We start from the raw sequence: 22,590 nt of genomic DNA, 5'->3' as shown, positions 1-22,590 counted from the left end.
ATTTTAGTATAGCATAAGATGAATATAATCTATTAATAGATTGTTAGTCGCGAACTAGCGTAATCTGTAAGACTAAAAAAGTGAAGAAACAGTTCGTTATGAGCTGTAGCTTCACTTTTTCACAAGTATTATTTTCATTTATTGCGGTCATTAGTTGATGGCTTGAGATGATTTGCGAAAGAAATAGTAAACTTCACTCCAAGATCACTATTTTCAACTTTAGGCGTTCCTCCATGTAATTCAGTGATTCTCTTAACAATGGCCAAACCAAGTCCAAACTTGCCTTTATTTCCCTTGTAAAAAGGATTAAATAATTGAGGCAAATCTTTTGATGGAATAGGATCTCCATTATTTTCAACCGTAATGACAACCTCTGTATCATTTGATTTTGCCGAAATCCAAATACGATCCCTCGCATATCTCAACGCGTTCTCAACTAAATTTTCTAACAGCACTTCTAATTGTTCTCTATCACATAACAACCGGGTATTAGCACCATCTATAATGATCTTAACATCCTCACGTTGAACTCTAAATCTCTCTTCTATATTGAAAGCCACTTGTCCAAATAGAATCTCCTCATGTTTCGGACTTTCTTCTTTTAAAGAATCGAGTTTTGTATAATAAAGCATGTCTATTACACGCCGTTCCATTCTATTTGCTTCTTCAATAATAACATCCATCGTTTGTTCCATGTTCTCTTTTGGTAAAATACCATCTTTTACAGACTGCGCATAGCTCTTAATGACCATTATTGGTGTTTTTAATTCGTGAGAAGCATGTTGAATAAATGTTTTCTGTGCGCGATCATATAAATTTAAGTTTTCACGCATTCTTTCAAATTGATCAGATAACCGTTGGAAATCTTCATCACCTTTCCACTTTAAAGGTTCTTTCCAATCTCGATTCGCAATCTGCTCTAAGTGGTTCCCAAGTATGATCAATGGTTGTCTTAAATAATGTTTTAACCACATGGCTGGCAGTAAACTAAGTCCACTTGTTAGTAATAAGATGTATAGGAGCCTTTCCCATAATCGGTTCACCATCTGATCACGATATGTATCCCACATATACGAAATATGAAATGCCGGATACTCATTAATAGTTGCCTTGCCAATCACATAAAACACTGTAGCATCCCCGTACTGAATCTCATACCGCCCTCTATGCACTTCTTGCTTATAAGCATTTTGAGCCATTTCTTGTAACACTTCTCGCGGTGGAGGCGTCCCTTCTGGAGGGCGTCTTGGAGACTCATAAATAAAAAAATGTCCAACTGCACCAGCTTCTCGGTTTGTAAATTCATTTTCACTACGTGGGTTTAATAAATCCCATAAAGGATAGGCAATTCTAATCTGTTCTGTTTCTATTATTCTATACGTTTCTTCCGTTAACGTGCCTTTTATGGAAATTGGATAGATAATGATAATAGATAAACCAACCAAAACGATGATAGAAATAAACGCAAGCCAAATTCGTTGCGTTAAATTGACTTTAATCATGAAGATAAAATCCTATACCCGTAACCATACAACGTCTCTAAATGAATACGAGGCATTTTTTTACGAACACGTCTCACTACATCATCGACAGCTCGCTCAGAACCGAAGTAGTTCTCTCCCCAAACATGTTCAATAATTTTCTCACGTGAAAAGGCTTTTCCTATATCTCCAGTTAAAAGCAAAATCAAATCCATTTCCTTAGTTGTTAAATCAACTAAAGAATCTTGTTCTGCTTCTTCATCCACTACTGTTCTTCCAACAGGATCAATTGTATATTGGTTCAAATCTATTTTCTTTTGTTCTTGCGTGGTTGTCCCATAAATTCGATTTAGTAATTTCTTTGCTCTAATAATTAACTCTTGAGGCAAGAATGGTTTAGCCAAATAATCATCACTTCCCATTTCAAGTCCCAACACTCTATCTAAATCTTGATCTCTAGCTGAGATAAATATAACAGGAGTATCTGCTTCTTCTTTTATTGCCTTAAGTAATTGATACCCATCTGTACCTGGAAGCATAATATCAAGAATCCAAAGATGAGGCTTATCCACAATAACGTCACGGGCAGCATCGCCATCATGAAAAACGCGAACGTTCCATCCTTCTTTTTCTAGATATGCTTTTAATACCTCTGATAAATTCTCTTCATCTTCAACTAGATAGACGAGATATTCACTCATACCTCATTCCTCCTTATATATAGAACCTTTAATTTCATATTCTTAATAGACATTGTATCTTATTTTACGATATCAAACGAGTTCAAAACCTTATAATCGCAACAATTACTCTTTTTTTACAATATTTTTCACAATCTAGAACGAAGAGAAATTTCCTATTTCCCGGGGAAAATTGTCGAAGCGGGTATTAAATGCTTAACTGTTCTTTTCGTTATCGCAACCGTTACATTGTGCTTCAGGCACTTGCTTTCCGCCGGGAGTAAGGCAAGTACGACGTTCCGTCTGTGTGGGCTTGCCTTTTCCTCTTTTCCCGCAGTGAGTCAAGTGCCTTCCGCTCCATTTCACTTTGTTTAGAGATTACGAACAGCACTAATCCTTGTAATTAAAAAATTGTTTTACTTTTCTTTAATTTTCATAATAGACAACGCCCCATAAAAAACATCCTTATTTAATTAAAGAGCTGCTATTGCTGTTAATGCTACTAAAGGCAAGATTAACCGATTCCAGCCTCGTGGTCTAGGAAACGGGGCATAAGGGTATGGCGGATAAAAAGGATAAGGAGGATAAAACCCAGGATAACCATAGTAACCCATTGGGTATAGCGGATATCGTTGATCAACTTCTCCTTGTCTTGCTAATGGTTGCTCTTGTATGTGATAATACGCCTGCTCATGATTACTATAATCATACATGGATTGCGAATTTAAGCCTTGCATAAGCTGTGATAAATCCATATACTGACCCGTCTCATCTATCGGTACCATTAAATAAACATATTCATCGTCAACATAATCGACTATTCCGTTATAACTGTACTGACCATGTACCTGAACATTAACAGGTTGATTTAGGTATTGTTGACATTGTGATTTCATCTGGTTATAAGATTGACTCATGACCATTCCCCTCCTCCATCGTGATAATAGCCTATTCTGAATCAGGAGAAAGAGTGACTACAAGTTGGATTAATCCATCAGCATAATTGATTAACAGCATTCAATAAAAAAGGTTAACTCAAACCATCTTATTTCAGACAGTTGAGTTAACCTAAAAATTCTATTTTACACTTTACTTACTTGAGCTGGCTGTTGTTCAAACTTAGTGACTGTAAAATAAGTTTGAATAATCATAAAAACATTTCCTACGACCCAATATAAGGAAAGAGCTGCCGGTAACGTCACACCTGCAACAATAATCATGACAGGCATAATATAAATAATTATTTTCATTTGCTCTGTTAGTTGAGCAGATGTCATTTTCACTTGGATAAAAGTCGTCAGTCCAGCAACAAGTGGTAATATATACATGGGATCAGGATTCCCAAGATCAAACCATAAGAAGTTATGCAAGGCAATCTGTTCCGTTCTAATAATGGCGAAGTAAAATGCCATTAATACAGGCATTTGAACAAACAACGGTAAACATCCAGCCATAGGATTAACACCATTCGATTTGTACAAAGCAAATAGTTCTTTTTGCATTTCTTGTTGCTTCGCTGGATCTTTCTTCGATGCCTCTTTATATTTATTTTGTAATTTTTCCATTTCGGGTTTTAATAATTGCATAGCCCTAGTACTTTTTTGTTGCTTCAATACTAAAGGTAGCAAACATAAACGAATCGTTATTGTAACAAGAATAATGGATAAACCATAACTACCATTAAAAAGTTCGGCTACATAAATTAATAACCATGACATCGGGTACACAAAGAAGTGATTCCAAACCCCCTGTGTCTCTGCAGTAATTGGCACCTGTTCGGTTACTCCGCACGCTGTTAGTAATAACGCCATACAAATAATCAACATGAATACAATATTTTTCTTCAAACTACTTCCTCCTTATTTGTTTTCAATTCCTTTAAGCGAAAACAAATAAAGTTGCCTCTTCATCATCTTGATTATTGTGATCTTTTGTGGAAGGTATTTTCGGTTTGTACTGCATACTACAGTGATGGATGAGAGCAAGGGCAACTGGTTCTTGATCATTTAGAACAAGAAAGTGTTTTTTCCACCCTGAGCGAAGCTCCCACTCTATGAATAGAAGATTAGCCTTCGTAGTCGCAGCAAAAAATAAAACTGTCATGACCACACTCGCCCATAATGTAGTTACATCTGAAAATATTTCAATCAAGCTCATCCACCTCCTTCTGTTAATCACTTTTACATATTATCATAAAAAGGACGACATACCAATTAAACAGTTAGTTTAGACACAAATGTTTCTATAAAATTCACCCTTGTTAATGTAAGCGCTTCTAAAGTAAACTAAGGAGTAGTAAATCTTTTCTTAAACTATTTTATGATACTGAGGTGATTGTTCATGTTTGAATATTTCTTAACTGTATTTAATCCAGCTGGAGAAACCGTTTTAGAAAAACGAGTAGAAGCTGAGACTGACGAGGTCGCTAAAGCTAAAGGAGAAGCTATCCTTGCTGAAGCTAATCTTTTAGAACATACGCACCGCTTAACTCGCTCTGGAAAATTAATTTTATTTCACCGCTAACCAAAAAGAGGAAGAGAAGTCCTATCCTTCTCTTCCTCTTAAACTACAATTCATTAGTAGAATCTAAGTAAATCCCCATAGATAACTTTATCTGATAACCTTAATTCAGTAGCCCCTTTTTCTACGGCCTCCTGACAATTTAACTGTGAGACTTCTAGCCCATCCATTTTCCGGTAACAGGTTCCTTTTGTGTATACAGCTTTATCTGTAATCACACTTCCATCTCTTAAAACAGTAAACTCTTCTCGTTCAGGAGAGAATAGATCTGATCCAAACTGTACATCATTTTTAGTATTTAAACCTAATAGATGCATAATGGTTGGCTTTATATCAATTTGTCCTGACACATTGTGCTTAATCTCATTCTGTTTGTGACCTGGAATATGAACTAGCATAGGAACTCTTTGAAGTTGCAGTTGATCTAAGTCAGTGATTTCGTCTTTTTCTAAAAATAAGCTCATCGCTCTTTTATGATTTTCAGAAATACCATAGTGATCCCCATAAATAATAAAGATCGACTCTTCGTAGATACCCTCTTCCTTCAACCTTTCGAAAAAGTGTTCTAATGCATAATCCATATAGCGCACTGTTGGAAAATATCGATTCAGCGTTCTACTATTTGAATCAAACTCTGAAATCAAATGATCTTCCTCTTCTAGTTCAAATGGAAAATGATTGGTTAATGTAATAAATTTAGAGTAAAAAGGCTTTGGTTGTTCCTTTAATAGTTGAATAGATTGTTCAAAGAAATCCAAGTCTTTTAAACCCCAGCCAATCGAGTTTTCTTCGTTTACATCATAGTAATTAATATCAAAGAATTGGTCATATTCAAAAGCTGTATACATCATGTCACGATTCCAAAAGCTTTTGTTATTGGCATGCATGACAGACGTATAATAACCTTCTTCGTTTAAGATCTCTGGTAAGCTATGATACTCATTGCCAGCATGTGTAAAAAATACTGCTCCACTATCTCTTGGATATAAAGAATTAGCTACAATAAATTCTGAATCTGATGTTTTACCTTGCTCGGTTTGATGATAAAACTGATCAAAGTAATAGCTATCTTTAATTAACTCATTTAAAAACGGTGTAATTTCTTCTCCAAAGAGTGTTTCGTTAATAACAAAACTCTGTAAAGATTCTAAAGATAAAACAATTATATTTTTACCTTCTGCAATCCCAAACAGTTCAGGATCAGGTTCTTTATAATTTTCAATTCTGTGATCTAAAATCTCAGTAATATCTGAGCTATCTGCAAAAACTCGTTGTGCTTTTGACTGTGATTGGATATAACCGTCATACACGTGATAATTAACAATTCCAATGTTCTTGACCAACATTTCTCGGTCAAAAGAACGAGTGAGTAACTGTGGTCTTTCTACTTGAGCAATAGTTAAATTGACTAGAAAAATACTTAATGCAGCTAGAGAAACATAGACAAATTGACGCTTCACTTGCGTTTGCTGTGGGATCATCTTCATAACAATTAAGATTGCTAGAATGATAATATCCATTAATAAAAATAAATCAGTGAACTTAAGAAGTTCCGTTACACTTCCTGATAAATCTTTGGCATTACTCGTTTGAAACAAAACTGGCCAAGTAAGAAAATCCGAGAAAAAACGAAAATATAACAAATTAAAAAATAAGATAGCCGTTGTAAACAAACTCATTACAACAACGATTATATTTCTTGTTAACCCTGAAAATAAAAAAGAAAGACCAATTAAGAAAACAGCTGAACTTAATGGATTAACCATCAAGAGAATTTCCTGCAGTATATTGTCCGTTTTTATTTTAAACCCAAATTTGTATAAAATATATGTTTTCATACATAAGAAAAAGACTGCTAACAAGAAAAATTTATAATGATCATAAGCGGCTTTAATTTTAGCCATATTGTCTTACTCCTTTCAATTACAAAAAATTTACAATTAGTGCCTACCCTTATAATATCTTAATCCTTTCTTGTAGCAAGTCAATAATAAAATTGTGTAATTGTCTGTGAAAACGTAACTAAAAAAGCACCACCTCTCCTTGAGGTAGATGCTTTTTCAACCTTATAATGGCAATCTTAATTGCTTTCTAAAAACTTCTCTAACCATATATGCGACGCCGTTTTGCTCATTTGACCTTGTAACCCAATCTGCTACTTCCTTAACCGAATTAGTAGCATTTCCCATTGCGACACCTAAACCAACCTGACTAATCATATCTAGATCGTTATCTTGTGATCCAATTGCAACCATCTGATCTGACGAGATTCCTAAATAATGCCCGAGCGTCTGTAAACCACGTGCTTTAGACACACCAGCACTTACGATTTCGAGCCTGCCTTTCTCTGACTCGAATAGTCTAATCCCAGCAACCATCGTCTCAAGTTGTTGTATAGCCTTTCTTTCTTCCTCTTTATTAAAAAATTGAACTTGTATTTTCGGAGGCGCAATCGGATTTTCCATTAATTGATCGCAAATAGAATCTACAAAAGTAATAGGATAGAATAAAGGATCACCTACCCCTATCGTCATCTTTGCAATTAAGTGATTTCGTTGCTTAACCTTATTTCCAATTGAATAATGATCATGCATGACACGAATATGACACTCATATCGTTCAAGAACATCAGCAATTTGGAGTGCCTTTTCTTCTTTTATACGCCTAACAAATATCGGTTCATCTACTTCGGACGCAATGAAAGCACCATCACTAGTAATTAAACAATCTTCCAACTTTAAAGACTTTGCGATTTTTTTGGCAGCTGGAAAAGGACGCGATGTTGCCAAAGTTACGTGAACCCCTTTTTCTTTCACATATTCAATTGCTTCTTTCGTTTGCTTAGTAACTCGCGAATTTGATTTTAAAATCGTCCCGTCGATGTTTAGGGCTAATAGTTTGTAAGTCATTTCCGTATGTCCCCCTTCTCCATGTTGTCTCTTATCGAGCTGTCTTATTTTATAGACTTGCTCTTTATACATAAGACTATGAATGAAGATGCTTTATTAGAACCTAGACGAATAAGCAAATCTTTTCTATAATAATTTAAGCTTAACTGAAAAAACTATTTGTCTACTTCAGCTTTAAAGGGGACCACTATGAAACAAGTCTTATCCTATTATTATTTACCTATTCTCTTTTTCTTGTTGTTATCTTTGTCTCAATTGTACGAACCAGATATTCAAACGGTTCTTATGACGATTCTTGCCTCTATATCAATCGGACTTTTTTCAGGATTTGTCCTGCATATGGTTGTTCTTGTTATGAAAAAGGTAACGAAATAAAAGGGCTGTTTTCATAAAGATAATTAGCTATACAGGTAGTTTTCCCTCTAGTGAAATGAAGCGGAAGTCACTCGACTCGTGCGGGATTTAGAGGTAGGGGCGAGCCACCTCCCTGCGGAAAGAGAGTGACTGGAGCGGAATGCAACGAACGTGGAGGACGTGTAATCTACAGACAAATAAAAAAAACTCCTAACGCGAATACCGAATACAAAAAGTTGCATGGTAACTAGTTAGGAGTTCTTATTTATTCTTGTCCTGGAGTTCCGTAAATTTCTTCTAATGGTTCTGTGATGATCTTGTTTACATCTCCGATGATCACGCTAAGGCGTTGCTCAGCATCCATAAGCTTAGAAATAAGTTCGTGCTGTTGAACAAGCTCAAACTGTTGTTGCGCGTTTACCGCTTCTTCTTCTGTAATTTGAATGCCTTGCATTTGCTTTTGTTGAAGCTCTAATTGAAGTTGACGGAAATTATTTAACATTCTCGTAGCCACTTCATCAGCTTTAATTTGTTCATGTAAAGATTTCAACGTTTGAAATTCTCCACTTTCTGCAAGGGTATTCTTTAATTCATGAGCCTTATCATAGACATTTGACATAAATAACGTCCTCCTAAAAAATTAGTCTTATCGACTATAACATGTTCAATGAAACATTTCACCCGATAACCATATTTGTCCTTTACCCGATTAATAAAACGATTAAACTTTGAATAAACCCAATCACTCCCCCAAGCAAGGCCCCAAGGTATGTAATCATCTTAAATTCCTTCTTGGAAATGGATAGCACTAATTCTTCTAATCGTTCAACCGAGAAAGTTTTCACTTGCTCTGTAACAATGTCTTCTAAATGGAATTTCTTTAATAACTCTTCTAAATGACTAGATAAAACTGTTAACGCAAGCTCAACTCCTCTTGGAATAAGATTATTCATAACAAAATCGCTATACGCCCCACTCCATTCTTCCATCGGTTGGTCAATCCATTCAAAAAACGGAACATGTTTGTGGACAGTATGTACGACAAATGAAACCACTTCTTCCTGATTAATGTAGTTTTCAAAGTCCTTTAACTGTTTCCCTTTCCACTTGACCAATTCGTTTTCTAAAAGAGTGAGTAGCAATTGATATGTTCCTTGATCGCGTAAGAACTTTAACAATTCCGGTTGTACTTTATCAACTAAACGTTCATTTCCTAAAAACATTGAGATCATATTACCTAATGTTCCCTTTTGAATTAGAAAACGATCGATCATGACACTTACCTTTTCTTTCCCTTCTGGACTTTCCAAATAAGCCTGTCCACGATCAAGAATATATTGGGTAATATCCGGTAATTTACTATCAACCGTTTGTTGCAACGTCTCCGGCAATAGATCCGATAATGTTCTCTCCCTGTTTTCTTCGAGAAATTGAGACAGCCCCTTTTGGACAAAGCTTTCTGTTTTTTCCAACATCACCTTTTTGGGTTGGTTAATTCTCATGTTTTCTTCAATCAATTGAGCCGCACTTTTATTACTCGTTAACACTTTTTGGGCTTCTACTCTTAACCAACTAATCATACCTTCAGAAAAAACACTGCTTTTTAATTTTTTCCCTAATCCTTCTGCTGTAATCAAATAATCAACAACCATTTTCCCAAGCTGTATCGCCAGTTCATCATGTCGCTTTGGAATTAAACCTGGGGTAAAAGGAACTCTCCATGATTTAATTCTTATTTCTTTATAAGGCCGAAATAACATTTTAATGGCAAGAGAATTTGTTAATCCCCCTATTACAGCTCCAATTAATACCATAAAAGCTATTAGATACACAGTATGCAATGTAGAACACTCCTTTGACCATTCACCATCTAGGCGTCTATCACATAGTATACGATAGGATGTTTCGCCTCGCTACTTCTCACTTGTATTCTTCAACAACAAAAGCCTTATTTAAACAGTCATCTACGTTATTTGTTCAAAAGGAGGTACTCCATGAAAATCGTTTCATTAAAAAGTCATCAATGGGAACAATACCGCAGGCCTATTTTGAATTTTGTTAAACGCTACGATCACTGTGACGTTAAATCTACTTATTCATGGCTTTTCCACTTTAAAAAACATGATCTTCTTGAACCAGGAACGAGTATTCAATTAGCTCTTTGGGAAGGGAAAATTATAGCTGTTGCTGCCGTCTCTGATTATGGAACTACACATTCGACGATTGTCGTATCACCAAGATACTTACCAACCCAGGTTCAAGTGAACTTGTATAATTCTTTACTCGACGAACTTGGAGTTTGCTATACGAAGATACGATATGATGATCAAACTAAAATTAAGTTTGCCTTACAAGCTGGCCTTGTTTGTTTTGCTTATTTAAAAGGTGAAGAAAATGAGATTTACCTTTGGTTTGGTGGAGGTCACTGGCACACCACCGATATAACCGAAAAAGAGGCATAACGTAATTACTCTAACTCATGGTATGATAAAAGAAAGCGGTTTTACCAGGAGGAAGGGAAGAATAATATGATTAGTCATTTTCAATGGAAAGAGCTGAAAAATAACCTCGTTCGCAGCGAATGGGCTTTTTCTTTTTTTCATGAAGGACACTATTACACAGGAACTTATTTTAAGGACGGTTCAATTAACTGGAATCAAGATACATTGACTCTTGAAAAAAAGAAGCTGTTAGAACCCAAACTTCACGATTTAATGCTATTTCATGTTTATGAGAACCATTAAATGACTGAATAATTTAATCATCATAGGACCACGCTAATAAAAAAGGAGTGGTTTTATGTCTAAGAAAAAGACTGGCTCAAGCTATGAAGGTCGCGATAAAAAGTATGTAGATGTGGATCGAATGATTAACGAAGGCTTAGGTGGCGGTACGGTTCACGGACACCAATCAGGGTTAATAGAGGAATCTAGAGGCGACCTAGAGAATGAAGACCCACCTAATAAGTAACTTATTTGTGGTTAGGGCTAGATACCAATCTGGTCTTAATCACCTTTTTGGTTTGTTATTTAAAAAAGGCTGCCCATGCAGCCCCACCCTTTATTCTTCTTGTACGAGATAAACAGATTCTTCTCCGCATTGACTACAAATAATATAGTGCGGACATAATTCATCAGCTAAATCATTGTTAATCCCGTTGTTTAATTTATTGAGATCAATTGGCATGTATGCCTCGTATTTCCCATAATAGTCCATTACTTTCCCGTAATCAATTAGTTCCTGTTTACACTTTTCACAAGAAAGATTTAATGACTGTAAACCATTACATATTGGACACATTCCCATAGTCCTTACTCCTTGTTAAACACCATTATCAAAAATTTTCTAGAAAAATAAGGGGTGAGCGAACTCACCCCCTAAAGCCATAATATTTTATTAAAGTTGTGTTCCGCCCATTTGTTGTTCAGCCATCTGAACTAGGCGCTTAGTGATTTCTCCACCAACAGATCCGTTTGCACGAGCTGTAGTGTCTGCTCCAAGGTTAACACCGAATTCAGAAGCAATTTCATACTTCATTTGGTCAAGTGCTTGTTGTACACCAGGTACAAGCAATTGGTTTGAATTGCTGTTGTTACTTGCCATGTGTCTCACCTCCTTGTGTACTTATATTGTGAGTCATTTCTTGTTTGTTATGCGAAATATTTATTGAGAAAATCTGGTAGTGTTATCGCGTACTTTGTTTGCTCGTTCCATTGCTCTATAGTCACTCGCGTTCCGCGGGGAGGTGTCAAGCCTGTGGGGTCTTGACCCTACCTCTAGTCGAGTGACTTCCGCTCCATTTCAATAAGTGGAAAAACACTTTAGAACTCTCTTTACAAAGAAGCCCTGAAATAAACCTTAACTATAAAAAGAGAGTAAGACATTAGTCATTACTCCCTCGTTTTATTTAAATTAGCTATTTCTTGCAATACGGTGTGGTTTTCTACTGTTGAGATGTCTCCCATTGGTTTGTGTAGATAAGCCTGTTTTAGCACTCTTCTCATGATTTTGCCGTTTTTTGTTTTTGGTAATTCGGTTACGGTGTGTATTCTTTTTGGTCTCAATGCCTTTCCAAGCCTTGAGCTTACATACGATAATAGTTCTTGTTCTAGTTCTTCAGTGGACGATTGCTTTAAGACGATAAAGCAAACTGCTACTTCACCTTTTTCCTGGTCAGGTACAGCTATGACACCTGCTTCGTGTACCGATTCGTGACTAGCTAATACAGACTCAATTTCATTCGGTCCAATCCGTTTACCAGCCACATTGATCGTATCATCAGAGCGTCCTGTAATTTTCCAGTAACCTGATTGATCTTTAATGGCCCAATCTCCGTGAACCCACGTTTCTGACCATGTTGACCAATAGGTTTTTATATATCTTTTTGGCTGTTGCCAAAAACCTTTTGTCATCCCAACCCACGGTTTTGTTAAAACCAATTCACCTACTTGATTGATGCATGATTGCCCTGAATCGTCATAAACGAATGCAGCCATGCCTGGTAAAGCTGCATTAAATGAACTAGGTTTAATTGGTCTGATGAGAATATTACCTAAGATTCCTCCAGCAATTTCAGTACCACCCGTGTAATTAAATATTGGGATGTTTCTTTTTCCAACCTGTTCAAAAAGCCAAAGCCAAGCATCATCCGTCCACGGTTCACCCGTCGATGCAAGTACGCGTAAAGTCGAAAGTGATTCAGAAGCGATCCAACTGTCTCCTGCTTTCATTAAACTTCGGATAAGGGTTGGAGAAATACCTAAGTGTGTAATCTGATAGGTGGAGGCTAGTTTCCATAAGCGGTTTGGTTCTGGAAAATCTGGACTTCCTTCGTATAAAACAATTTTTGCTCCATTTATTAATCCAGCGTATACAAGGAACGGTCCCATCATCCAACCCATATCCGTATACCAACACAGCGTGTCTCCCTGTTGAACATCCATGCCGATGCCCGCATCAAACGCGGCTTTGATTGGAAAACCGCTATGAGTATGCACCGTACCTTTGGGTTTGCCTGTCGTTCCCGATGTATAAATAAGCATTAAAGGATCATCACTGTTCATTTGTTCTGTTTCGCTCAAGCTTTCGTTACTGATAAGATCATTCCAACTTAATTCATCCTGTGTGCCCTCTATCGCTAAAGAATCGAGACGATTCACAACTACAACTTTTTTAACCTCTGGACAAGAATTTAGGGCATCGTCTAACTGTTTTTTCATATAGACTGCTTTGCCTTTTCTTTGAAAACCATCTGCTGTAATGACTAACTTCGCATCTGAAGCGTTAATCCTTGTCGCTATCGCCTCAGTACCATACCCTGAAAAAATAGGCGTAAAAATGGCTCCTATTTTGGCCACAGCCATCATCGCGATAACCGTTTCAGGAATCATCGGCATATACAGCGCAACAACGTCTCCACGTTTAATTGCTAATTTTTCAAGACCAGCAGCAACTCTATTTATTTCACCTGCTAACGTAGTAAAAGTATACGTTCTTTTTTCCCCATCCTCTCCCTCCCATATTAAAGCTTCATTATTTTTTTGCTCCGGGTCATTGACCCATTTTTCAATAGACATGTTATATGCATTTAATTTTCCTTTTGCAAACCATTTTGGCCATTCAATCCCGTGCGAGTCATCAAGCACCCGGTCATAAGGTTCATACCAAGGAATAGCTAATTCTTTTTCAGCCTCCTTCCAAAACCATTCGCTATCTGTAATCGAACGTTTGTAAAATTGATTATAGTCGGTAAAACCAAGCTTCTTCATCCACTTATACAATCTCGTGTTTGCGATCATTTCCGTTGAGGGATTCCATTGTACGGTTGACATATTATCACCTTTTTTCATCAAACAGGATAAACTGGATGTTTTCGGTCACTAAACTGAAGTTGTTTCGTCTCATACATTTTAAATCGTTTGACAAGTTCATCTCTCAATTGATTTCCCTCTACGATGCCGTCAATGACTAGTTCGGAAGCCAGTCTATAGATGTCGATGTTTTCTTTATATTCCTCCCTTTTTGCTTGAATGAAAGCAAGCCTTTCTTTTTCCTCTAGTTCGGCTATTTTATTTGCGTACACTGCGTTGACCGCTGCTTCAGGGCCCATTACCGCAATTTGAGCCTGCGGCAAAGCTAAACAGCAATCTGGTTCAAAAGCAGGACCAGCCATTGCATACAAACCTGCCCCATAAGCTTTTCTTACTACAACGGAAATTTTGGGTACTGTCGCTTCTGACATAGCCGCGATCATTTTAGCACCATGTCGAATAATGCCTGCTCGTTCTACTTTCGTTCCAATCATAAAACCTGGTATATCAGCCAAGAATAAAAGAGGAATATGATAAGCATCACACAAGCAAATAAATTTAGCTGCTTTGTCAGCTGAATCTGGAAATAAAACACCGCCCTTTGCCTTAGGCTGATTTGCCACAATTCCAACCGTGCGGCCTTCTAACCGAGCAAAACCAGTAATCAGTTCTGGAGCAAATAATTTCTTTATCTCAAAAAATGATTCCTCATCCACTAAGCGCTCGATTAGATCATACATGTTAAATGGGGCATTTTGATTGAAAGGAATGATGTCTTCAATCGTCTTGTCAAAGGGTTTTGTTGCTTTCGACTTTGTTTCTTTTGTTTTTTCTTTATAACTTGAAGGAAAGTATGTCAAATACGTGCGAGCTAATGAGATGGCCTCTTGTTCTGAAGAAGCAAGAATATCACCACACCCAGACACAGAGCAATGCATGCGTGCTCCTCCCATTTCCTCTAAGGAGACCTTTTCCCCGATCACCATCTCAGCCATTCTTGGGGATCCTAAGTACATAGACGCATTACCCTCCACCATAATGACAGCATCACAAAAAGCGGGAATATAAGCTCCTCCTGCTGCAGATGGGCCAAATAGCAAACATAACTGAGGGATTTTACCAGACAATTTCACTTGATTGTAGAAGATTCTGCCAGCTCCCCGTCTTCCAGGAAACATTTCAACTTGGTCCGTAATTCTCGCACCTGCCGAGTCAACTAGATACAGCATGGGAACATTAAGCTTCTCTGCGGTTTCTTGAATTCGAATAATCTTCTCTACCGTTCTTGCCCCCCAAGAACCTGCTTTAACAGTGGAGTCGTTTGCCATGACACAAACGGTTTGACCGTGGATCGAACCAATACCTGTTACGACTCCATCAGCAGGTAGTCCATCTTTTACTGCATTAGCAAAAAAACCATCTTCAATTTCCGTGCCTTCATCAAATAGTTGCTTCAGCCGTTCCCTCACAAATAACTTGCCTTTTTCCTTATTAAGTTGATGGTATTTTTCAGCTCCTCCTTGCTCTATTTGCTCCACATAGTCTGTGTATCCTTTTTTTGATTCCATCTTCACTCTCCCCTACTTTCCTTTGTAATGAGGTTTTCTTTTTTCTTGAAATGCTACTAATCCTTCTAGTCGATCTTCTGTTAAAATAGTCGCTTCATAAGAGTTCGTTTCAATTGTCAATGCGGTATTTAAATCAACTTCAAGTCCAAGATTAATAGCTTTTTTAGCTTCTTTAATAGCAATTGGTCCATTATGAGCAATGGTACTTGCTAATTCAATCGCTTTATTTAGAACCTCTTCCTTTTCCCAAACTTGCTCTACTAACCCGATTTCCGCTGCAATGGAACCTGTTATTCTTTTCGCTGTGAAAATCATTTCCTTTGCTTTTCCAATCCCTACTAATCGAGATAGACGTTGCGTCCCCCCGGCTCCTGGTATAATCGCAAGAGAAGTTTCTGTTAAGCCATACAGTCCATCCATGCTTCCGATGCGAATATCACAAGCAAGAGCTAACTCTAGCCCTCCACCTAAAGCAGTTCCATTCATTGCGGCGATCGTTGGCAACTTTAGGTTCGCCACTCTGTTAATTGTCATTTTGATCTTTTGAACGGCAAATCTAACTTCATGCTCATCCATTTCTTTTCTTTCTTTTAAGTCCGCTCCAGCACAAAAAACGTGATGATCTTTTCCTGTAAAAATAACGACACGAAGCGATGGATCATTTTCTATAGAAGACAAGAAGTCATTTAACTCTCTGAGCAGTTGAAGAGATAACGCATTAGCTTTTTTCGGACGGTTCAACGTGGCAAGAACAATTCCGTTTTCTTTGCGTTCAATAAGCAGTGTTTTCATTTTTAAAACCCTCCTTATTTTCCGTGGCTAACGCGAGTTGAAGATGATGGCTTGGCAGGTCTCTCCCTAATTTAGACTGAATCCATTTTCCACTTTCTATTAAACTTTGTAATTCAATTCCTGTTTTTCCCCCTAGTCCTTCTAGTAAATAAACCAAATCCTCCGTTGCTACATTACCAGATGCTCCGGGTGCGTAAGGACAACCACCAAGCCCTCCGACTGCCCCATCAAAAGCGCGTACCCCGAGGAGATAGGCAGCATAAACATTAGCTAATGCGGTTCCTCTAGTGTCGTGTGCGTGAAGTGCTATCTGACTCACCTTTATCTCCTTTTTTATCTCTGTTATCACATTTATAATTTCTTTAGGTGTAGCTACACCTATCGTGTCTCCTAACGAGAGTTCATCAACCCCTTGTTCCATTAAGGAGACAGCTAGTTTCTTTACTTGATAGATGTCGACGGCCCCTTCATATGGGCAACCAAAAACTGTCGACACATAGGCCCTAACTGACTTGCCATTTGATTTGGCGCCTCTGATCACGTCTCTTAGAACAGGGATTGTGTCTTTAATTGATTTATTAATGTTTTTTAAATTATGAGTTTCGCTTGCTGATAAAAAAACAGCAACCTCGTCAATATTAGCTTCTAGGGCCCGCTCTAGTCCGCGTTCATTAGGAACTAATGCTCCAAATGTAACACTGCTCTTTTTTTTCACTGCCTTTACCACTTCACTTGCATCAGCTAATGCTGGAATCCATTTCGGGTGAACAAACGAAGTTAATTCAATATAAGATAGTCCCGTTTCTGAAAGCTGATTGATCCATTCCACCTTATCTGATGTATCAATCCAAACTTTCTCATTTTGCAAGCCATCTCTCGGCCCAACCTCACGTATTTTCACGTTATCTGTCAAGATGCTCCTCCTAACTAATTTCCAGCTCAATTAGCACTTCATCTTCATCTATAAATTCTCCCTCAGCTTTTTTAATCGCTTTAACTTTTCCACTCTGTAAAGACTCTACTGGGATTTCCATTTTCATTGACTCTAAAATGGCCACTTCTTGACCCGCTATTACTTGATCCCCTACAGCAACAAGTATTTTCCAGATGTTCCCTGCCATCGTCGTTTTAATTACATTCATTTTTATCTCATCCTTTTTTATAATGTTCTTCCACAAAAGAAGTTGTTGCCCCACCAGCTTGAAAAACAGGATGGTCGATCACTTTTCTAAGCATCGGTAGATTGGTTTTGATTCCTTCAATTTGATACGTATTCAAGGCTCCCTTTAGTGTTTTAAGTGCCTCTAGTCTTGTTTGACCTTTTACAATTAACTTAGCAATCATCGGGTCATAATAAGGCGTTACCTTGCTGCCTGCTTCTACGGCGCATTCATGGCGAATCTTACTTCCAAACGGCTGAGTAATCTCATTTATCACCCCAGGCGATGGGAAAAACGTATTAGGGTCTTCTGCATATACCCTTACTTCAATCGCATGACCATCACGTTTCACTTCTTCTTGTTGTATGGCAAGCTGTTCCCCTGCCGCAATCCGCAACTGCCATTCGACCAAATCTAAACCAGTTATCTCCTCGGTAACCGGATGCTCCACTTGTAATCTTGTATTCATTTCTAGAAAGTATATGTTGTGATCCTTATCAATTAGACACTCAATTGTTCCGGCATTTGTATAGCCGAGTTTCTTTGCTGCTGTAACGGCCATCTCACCCAATCTGTTCCTGAGTTCGTCATTCAAAAAAGGGGAAGGTGATTCTTCGACAACCTTCTGATGCCTCCGTTGAACAGAGCAATCTCTCTCCCACAAATGAATGATGTGACCATGATGATCAGCTAGGAGTTGAACCTCAATATGCCTTGCATTTTGAACAGCTTTCTCTAGAAATATCTCTCCATTCCCAAAAAACATTTCAGCACGCTTTCGAACTCCGGTAACCGCTTTCAATAATTGTTCTTTAGTTTCAACCATTTGCATACCAATCCCCCCTCCACCAGCAGAGGCTTTTAGCATAAGTGGAAATCCAATTTTTTCAGCTGCTTGAACCAACTCTGATTCCTCATTAATTGGCTTTTCAGTACCAGGAATAATAGGGAACCCTGCTGTTTTCATCGCTTTTCTCGCAGCGATTTTCTCACCCATTAATTCAATCATTTCCACACTCGGTCCAACAAAAATTATCCCTTCATCGTGACACCGTTTAGCAAATGGTGCGTTCTCAGATAACAACCCGTAACCTGGGTGAATAGCATCTGCCTTACTGTCTTTAGCAATTTCAATAATTTTATTGATATTTAAATAACTTTCATTCACTTTTGGTGGGCCAACACAATAAGAAGAATCAGCTTCTTTAACATGCAGAGCTTCTTTATCAGCTTCTGAATAAATGGCAATGGTCTCGATGTTCAAGCGCTTACATGTTCGAATAATTCTTAACGCTATTTCGCCACGATTAGCGATGAGTATCCTTTTAAACATTTGAGCTCACCTCCCTTAACAGCCTAGCTTTCTTGCGATAACAAGCCGTTGGATTTCTGAAGTCCCTTCACCTATTTCTAATAATTTAGCGTCTCTTAGCATTTTTTCTATTCCGTATTCTTTCATATAGCCGTATCCCCCATGAATTTGCAGTGACTGATTGCAAACTCTAGTGGCCATTTCAGAGGAGAAGAGTTTTGCAATCGCCGCTTCTTTTGCAAATGACTTCTTTTCATCTTTTAACCAAGCAGCCTTATAAATCATATTCCTAGCAAGTTCAATCTCCATTGCCATATCAGCAAGCTTAAATTGGATCGCTTGAAAGTTTGAAATTGTTTGACCAAATTGTTTGCGTTCTTTGGAGTATGCAAGGGCCTTATCAAACGCCGCTTGCGCAATGCCCACTGCTAAGGATCCAATTGAAATTCTTCCACCATCTAATGTATATAGAAATTGCTTAAATCCCTTTGAAAGATCTCCTAGGACATTTTTCTTCGGAACTCTGACATTTTCTAAAATGAGTTCACAAGTATTAGAAGCACGGACTCCCATTTTGTCGTAGTTGCAACGTATGGTGAAACCTTCTGGTTCGGTTGGAACAATAAATGCTGAAATAATATTTTTCCCTCTCTCATCTACTCCCGTTTTCGCCGTGACAATGACACATTTGGCATAGCCTGCATTGGTAATCCAGCACTTCTCTCCGTTAATCACATACTCATCGCCATCTAAAAAAGCCGTTGTTCTTGTCCCTCCTGCATCAGATCCAGCGTTCGGCTCTGTTAAGCCAAACGATCCTAGTGATTGACCACTTGCTAGTGGAACTAGAAATTCTTGTTTTTGCTCTTCTGTACCAAAGTAGTAAATAGGGCTAGCACCGAGTGAAACGGCAGCTGCATAACTTAACCCGGTTCCACCACAAGCACGGCCAATCTCCTCAACAGCAATTGCGTAAGAAATCGTATCACCACCAATACCACCGTACTCTTCCGGAAAAGGAATTCCGAGCAACCCAAGCTCTCCCATTTTTTTGAATACTTCTTCTGGAAAGGTGGAATCTTTATCCCATAATTGCGCATGCGGTTCAATTTCAGTTGTCGCAAAGTTTCGAACCATATCTTTTATCATTTGTTGCTCCTTCGTCAATTCAAAATTCATCTACTTTCCCCCTTAGACAATAGTGAGCGGTCGCTCAGTTGTAACTTCTACTCCATTCACTATACGTCGAAAAAAATGTATTCATGACAATATTGTAAGCGTTACCAATAAAAATAAGAGGTTATCCCTAGGTCAGTATCATAACCTGGTATAACCCCTAACAATTTCTATTCAAAAGTCCCTTTAATCTTTATGTCAAAATCCTCTATCATCAACTGTCCTCTAGCAATAACAGTTTTGATTTCAAGATCTTTTGTTAATAAAACTAAATCGGCATCATATCCCGTTTTAATTTCTCCCTTCCCTTTTAATTTAAGGGCGTTTGCGGGATTTACCGTGATAACTTGTACAGCCTGCTCTAGAGGAATACTCTCCTCTAACACCGCATCGCGAACTTCATTAAATAGAGAACTGATATCTCCAATTTTTAATCCTATTAATTTGCCGTCAGAATCAAATGCAGGTAAGCTTCCTTGTGCATCTGATGTAAAAGAAATTTGTCTTAAGTCTACGCCTGCATCAAGCATCGTCTTAAGTGCCTTACTACATTTAGTTTCGCCTTCCTCTAGAAACTGTTTTATCGTGCTTGTCGTGAAATCAACATAACCGCCGTTTTTAGCGTATTCTACCCCAGCTTGAAAAAGCTCTTGGTTACGATTTATATGCGTAGGGATAAATTGGCTAATCGGAATGTCAGTCGTCTTTATTACTTGTTCAAGTAAAGATAGCTTTTGATCTCCATCTCCTACATGAATGTTTACGGCTCCCGATTTTCCAGCCAACATCCCTCCTACTCTTGCCTCAGAAGCGATTCTACTAAGCTCTTCCACCGTAGGCTGTGAAGAGCGATGATCAGCAATAGCTACTTCTCCAACACCGATAATTTTATCTATAAGAATTAAGTCACTTTGAATCGAACCTGTTAATGATTTCACAGGAATTTGATAAGAGCCAGTATGAACATAACAAGTAATTCCTTCTTCTTCTAAACCTCTTGCTTTTGCAATTAAATCAGGCATCGTTCGTGTTGTTCCATCTGTTCCAATCACGCCAACAATCGTTGTCACACCAGCTTTTGTAGCTTGAGTTAACATCAACTCAGGGGTTCTAGTCATAAAGCCACCTTCTCCACCCCCACCAATAATATGTACATGACTATCAATAAATCCTGGAACGATAAGGTGTCCCTCCGCAAAAACCTCTTTTACTTCCACATTTAAAGTTGAGATATCAATGTAATCAGCTATTGCTATAATCTTTTCTCCTGCAATTAATAAGTCCTTTTTACCTATATATTCAGGTGAGTACACTTCACCATTTCTAATCACGATCATCATGCTTCCACTCCTGCCTTTCTGTTTTGCACTAGAAACCACTTAAATTTCCTCTTAAACAATGATACGATATATAAAGGAAAAAAGGAAAGGAAGGCTCAACATGTACATCGTTCACTCAACATTTAAAGTACCAGAAGAAAAAGCACAAGAAGTTATTTCTATTTATGAAAATCGCTCAAAACTAGTAGATCAAGCAAAGGGGTTCAAACGATTTTTACTCCTTCAAAATAATACGAAAAAAGGTGAACTAACTGTTCAGCTTGAATGGGATTCAAGAGAAGAATATTTAAACTGGGTAAGAAGCGAGGAATTCAAACAAATTCATGAACTCGAAAAAAAGTATCCTGATCAAGAATTAGCAGCTATAATCCCTCAAGTCCAACAATTCAAGGTGGTAGCAGAATGACAAAATTCCCTTTCACACAGTATCCTACACTAGTAGACCAAATAGTAAGCGGCATTTATAAGCAATACCCTGAATTAGAAGAAAAGTTTGGAGAACGTGGCAAAATTAAATGCCGTGAAGATAATGAACACCACCTTAATTATTTAGAAACAGCTTTTCTAATTGGAGAAGAGAAAATCTTCACAGACTATGCCCTTTGGTTAAATAATGTTCTTGTTTCAAGAGGAATGCAGACAGCTCACCTTATTGATAATTTTGAGCGAATACAAGATGCTATACAAGATTTCAAAGAAGAACGGTTTTTAAACTATAAACAATACTTAACTAAAGCTTTAGAGAGTCTTTCTAGTTTAAAAGTTTAAACACGAACTACATCTAGACTAGTCTCCTATTTATATAGTGAACCCTACATACTTTTAATTTTACTGTGCACTACTAAAAATGAAACGAATCTCATTCATAAACGTATAGATTAAAAACCACTGTATTTGAGAGGAGATTAAAAACATGGGTTTTATTATTCTTTTAGTCGTTTTAGGAATTGGTGTTTTATTTTGGATCACAAGCTACAATAGTTTAGTTAAGTACCGTAATTGGGTAGAAGAATCATGGGCTCAAATTGATGTTCAATTAAAGAGACGCTTTGATTTAATTCCTAATCTTGTTGAAACAGTAAAAGGTTATGCGAAACACGAGCAAGAAACTTTAGCTAGAGTCGTTGAACTTCGCAATCAAATCACAGCTCCCAAGAAAAGTAGACAAGAACAAATCGAAGCAAATAACGAATTATCAGGAGCCTTAAGGCAGCTTTTTGCGTTAAGAGAAGCTTATCCTGATCTAAAAGCAAGTAATAATTTCAATATGTTACAAGAAGAGCTAGCAGGAACAGAAAATAAAATTGCCTATGCTCGCCAGCTTTATAATAAAACAGTCATGGAATACAACACAAAAACAGAGTCGATACCTACAAATCTTGTTGCCTCTATTCATAATTTCACAAGACGGGACATGTTGGAAATTCCAGTTGAAGAACGCGAAAATGTGAAAGTGACCTTCTAATGATTGGCAAACGACATGACTTT

27 protein-coding genes are annotated in these 22,590 nt (G+C 37.6%); 8 read left to right on the top strand and 19 right to left on the bottom strand.

The window, feature by feature from the left end:
• Window positions 1-134 precede the first annotated feature (134 nt).
• The 5 genes from JCM9157_RS12640 to JCM9157_RS12620 all read right to left on the bottom strand — a co-directional run bounded on the left by JCM9157_RS12640 (window position 135) and on the right by JCM9157_RS12620 (window position 4,312).
• Window positions 135-1,502: a sensor histidine kinase gene (locus JCM9157_RS12640; RefSeq protein WP_035665172.1), complete on the bottom strand. Its 1,368-nt coding sequence runs from the start codon at window positions 1,500-1,502 to the stop codon at window positions 135-137.
• The gene (locus JCM9157_RS12635) at window positions 1,499-2,182 is read right to left on the bottom strand and encodes a response regulator transcription factor (RefSeq protein ID WP_035665170.1); all 684 of its coding nucleotides are present in this window, start codon (window positions 2,180-2,182) and stop codon (window positions 1,499-1,501) included. The genes JCM9157_RS12640 and JCM9157_RS12635 overlap by 4 nt, the downstream gene beginning before the upstream one ends.
• Before the next feature lie 452 nt (window positions 2,183-2,634).
• Window positions 2,635-3,078 (bottom strand): hypothetical protein, encoded by a 444-nt coding sequence (locus JCM9157_RS25900; protein WP_035665169.1) that lies wholly within the window; start codon window positions 3,076-3,078, stop codon window positions 2,635-2,637.
• Window positions 3,079-3,243: 165 nt separating this feature from the next.
• Window positions 3,244-4,008 (bottom strand): membrane protein insertase YidC, encoded by a 765-nt coding sequence (gene yidC, locus JCM9157_RS12625; protein WP_035665168.1) that lies wholly within the window; start codon window positions 4,006-4,008, stop codon window positions 3,244-3,246.
• A gap of 31 nt (window positions 4,009-4,039) precedes the next feature.
• Window positions 4,040-4,312 carry a hypothetical protein gene (locus tag JCM9157_RS12620; protein WP_035665167.1) on the bottom strand — a complete coding sequence of 91 codons (273 nt, stop codon included), beginning with the start codon at window positions 4,310-4,312 and terminating at the stop codon, window positions 4,040-4,042.
• 189 nt (window positions 4,313-4,501) lie between these two features.
• Here JCM9157_RS12620 and JCM9157_RS12615 point away from each other — a divergent pair, with 189 nt between their 5' ends.
• Window positions 4,502-4,684: a YhzD family protein gene (locus tag JCM9157_RS12615; RefSeq protein WP_035665165.1), complete on the top strand. Its 183-nt coding sequence runs from the start codon at window positions 4,502-4,504 to the stop codon at window positions 4,682-4,684.
• A 53-nt stretch (window positions 4,685-4,737) separates the two neighbouring features.
• Here the strand turns inward: JCM9157_RS12615 and JCM9157_RS12610 are convergent, their stop codons facing one another.
• Both JCM9157_RS12610 and JCM9157_RS12605 read right to left on the bottom strand, forming a co-directional pair.
• The gene (locus JCM9157_RS12610) at window positions 4,738-6,585 is read right to left on the bottom strand and encodes an LTA synthase family protein (RefSeq protein WP_035665163.1); all 1,848 of its coding nucleotides are present in this window, start codon (window positions 6,583-6,585) and stop codon (window positions 4,738-4,740) included.
• 162 nt (window positions 6,586-6,747) lie between these two features.
• Window positions 6,748-7,590: a Cof-type HAD-IIB family hydrolase gene (locus JCM9157_RS12605; RefSeq protein WP_035665162.1), complete on the bottom strand. Its 843-nt coding sequence runs from the start codon at window positions 7,588-7,590 to the stop codon at window positions 6,748-6,750.
• A 189-nt stretch (window positions 7,591-7,779) separates the two neighbouring features.
• Between JCM9157_RS12605 and JCM9157_RS12600 the strand changes: the two genes are divergently transcribed.
• Window positions 7,780-7,965, top strand: coding sequence for a hypothetical protein (locus JCM9157_RS12600; RefSeq protein WP_035665161.1), 186 nt, complete (start codon window positions 7,780-7,782; stop codon window positions 7,963-7,965).
• Between the two features lie 244 nt (window positions 7,966-8,209).
• Here the strand turns inward: JCM9157_RS12600 and JCM9157_RS12595 are convergent, their stop codons facing one another.
• Window positions 8,210-8,563, bottom strand: a complete 354-nt coding sequence (locus JCM9157_RS12595) for a YlbF/YmcA family competence regulator (protein ID WP_035665160.1) — start codon at window positions 8,561-8,563, stop codon at window positions 8,210-8,212.
• Between the two features lie 82 nt (window positions 8,564-8,645).
• Complete coding sequence (locus JCM9157_RS12590; protein WP_235714982.1) at window positions 8,646-9,776, bottom strand: DUF445 domain-containing protein; 1,131 nt, start codon at window positions 9,774-9,776, stop codon at window positions 8,646-8,648.
• 162 nt (window positions 9,777-9,938) lie between these two features.
• On the opposite strand from JCM9157_RS12590, the gene JCM9157_RS12585 reads away from it, so the two are divergent.
• The 3 genes from JCM9157_RS12585 (at window position 9,939) to JCM9157_RS24910 (ending at window position 10,914) form a co-directional block, all read left to right on the top strand.
• On the top strand, window positions 9,939-10,406 hold the full coding sequence (locus tag JCM9157_RS12585; protein WP_035665158.1) for a hypothetical protein: 468 nt from the start codon (window positions 9,939-9,941) through the stop codon (window positions 10,404-10,406).
• Between the two features lie 66 nt (window positions 10,407-10,472).
• Window positions 10,473-10,688: a DUF5342 family protein gene (locus JCM9157_RS12580; protein WP_035665157.1), complete on the top strand. Its 216-nt coding sequence runs from the start codon at window positions 10,473-10,475 to the stop codon at window positions 10,686-10,688.
• Window positions 10,689-10,743: 55 nt separating this feature from the next.
• The gene (locus tag JCM9157_RS24910; RefSeq protein ID WP_162831764.1) at window positions 10,744-10,914 is read left to right on the top strand and encodes a hypothetical protein; all 171 of its coding nucleotides are present in this window, start codon (window positions 10,744-10,746) and stop codon (window positions 10,912-10,914) included.
• Between the two features lie 90 nt (window positions 10,915-11,004).
• Here the strand turns inward: JCM9157_RS24910 and JCM9157_RS12575 are convergent, their stop codons facing one another.
• From JCM9157_RS12575 to iadA, 10 genes are all read right to left on the bottom strand, one after another.
• On the bottom strand, window positions 11,005-11,250 hold the full coding sequence (locus JCM9157_RS12575; protein ID WP_035665156.1) for a hypothetical protein: 246 nt from the start codon (window positions 11,248-11,250) through the stop codon (window positions 11,005-11,007).
• Window positions 11,251-11,340: 90 nt separating this feature from the next.
• Window positions 11,341-11,547: an alpha/beta-type small acid-soluble spore protein gene (locus tag JCM9157_RS12570; protein ID WP_035665154.1), complete on the bottom strand. Its 207-nt coding sequence runs from the start codon at window positions 11,545-11,547 to the stop codon at window positions 11,341-11,343.
• 287 nt (window positions 11,548-11,834) lie between these two features.
• Window positions 11,835-13,775: an AMP-binding protein gene (locus JCM9157_RS12565; RefSeq protein WP_035665153.1), complete on the bottom strand. Its 1,941-nt coding sequence runs from the start codon at window positions 13,773-13,775 to the stop codon at window positions 11,835-11,837.
• Window positions 13,776-13,792: 17 nt separating this feature from the next.
• Window positions 13,793-15,322 carry an acyl-CoA carboxylase subunit beta gene (locus JCM9157_RS12560; RefSeq protein ID WP_035665152.1) on the bottom strand — a complete coding sequence of 510 codons (1,530 nt, stop codon included), beginning with the start codon at window positions 15,320-15,322 and terminating at the stop codon, window positions 13,793-13,795.
• A gap of 12 nt (window positions 15,323-15,334) precedes the next feature.
• Window positions 15,335-16,114, bottom strand: coding sequence for an enoyl-CoA hydratase (locus tag JCM9157_RS12555; protein WP_035665150.1), 780 nt, complete (start codon window positions 16,112-16,114; stop codon window positions 15,335-15,337).
• Window positions 16,095-17,030: a hydroxymethylglutaryl-CoA lyase gene (locus tag JCM9157_RS12550; RefSeq protein ID WP_035665205.1), complete on the bottom strand. Its 936-nt coding sequence runs from the start codon at window positions 17,028-17,030 to the stop codon at window positions 16,095-16,097. The genes JCM9157_RS12555 and JCM9157_RS12550 overlap by 20 nt, the downstream gene beginning before the upstream one ends.
• Window positions 17,031-17,037: 7 nt before the next feature.
• Window positions 17,038-17,256, bottom strand: a complete 219-nt coding sequence (locus tag JCM9157_RS12545) for an acetyl-CoA carboxylase biotin carboxyl carrier protein subunit (protein WP_035665148.1) — start codon at window positions 17,254-17,256, stop codon at window positions 17,038-17,040.
• A 7-nt stretch (window positions 17,257-17,263) separates the two neighbouring features.
• Complete coding sequence (locus JCM9157_RS12540; RefSeq protein ID WP_035665147.1) at window positions 17,264-18,607, bottom strand: acetyl-CoA carboxylase biotin carboxylase subunit; 1,344 nt, start codon at window positions 18,605-18,607, stop codon at window positions 17,264-17,266.
• Window positions 18,608-18,622: 15 nt separating this feature from the next.
• A complete protein-coding gene (locus JCM9157_RS12535; protein ID WP_035665146.1) occupies window positions 18,623-19,765 on the bottom strand; it encodes an acyl-CoA dehydrogenase family protein in 1,143 nt (380 codons plus the stop codon).
• A 167-nt stretch (window positions 19,766-19,932) separates the two neighbouring features.
• Window positions 19,933-21,102, bottom strand: a complete 1,170-nt coding sequence (iadA, locus tag JCM9157_RS12530; protein WP_035665145.1) for a beta-aspartyl-peptidase — start codon at window positions 21,100-21,102, stop codon at window positions 19,933-19,935.
• 100 nt (window positions 21,103-21,202) lie between these two features.
• Between iadA and JCM9157_RS12525 the strand changes: the two genes are divergently transcribed.
• The 3 genes from JCM9157_RS12525 to JCM9157_RS12515 all read left to right on the top strand — a co-directional run bounded on the left by JCM9157_RS12525 (window position 21,203) and on the right by JCM9157_RS12515 (window position 22,567).
• Window positions 21,203-21,508, top strand: coding sequence for an antibiotic biosynthesis monooxygenase family protein (locus JCM9157_RS12525; RefSeq protein ID WP_035665144.1), 306 nt, complete (start codon window positions 21,203-21,205; stop codon window positions 21,506-21,508).
• The gene (locus JCM9157_RS12520; RefSeq protein WP_035665142.1) at window positions 21,505-21,870 is read left to right on the top strand and encodes a globin family protein; all 366 of its coding nucleotides are present in this window, start codon (window positions 21,505-21,507) and stop codon (window positions 21,868-21,870) included. The genes JCM9157_RS12525 and JCM9157_RS12520 overlap by 4 nt, the downstream gene beginning before the upstream one ends.
• A 145-nt stretch (window positions 21,871-22,015) precedes the next feature.
• Window positions 22,016-22,567 carry a LemA family protein gene (locus JCM9157_RS12515; protein ID WP_035665141.1) on the top strand — a complete coding sequence of 184 codons (552 nt, stop codon included), beginning with the start codon at window positions 22,016-22,018 and terminating at the stop codon, window positions 22,565-22,567.
• Window positions 22,568-22,590: the final 23 nt, after the last annotated feature.

This window comes from Halalkalibacter akibai JCM 9157 (genome assembly GCF_000513135.1).
Classification (GTDB): domain Bacteria; phylum Bacillota; class Bacilli; order Bacillales; family Bacillaceae_D; genus Halalkalibacter; species Halalkalibacter akibai.
Note: the sequence above shows the minus strand (reverse complement) of the source record. Positions and strands in the feature narration are given on the sequence as shown.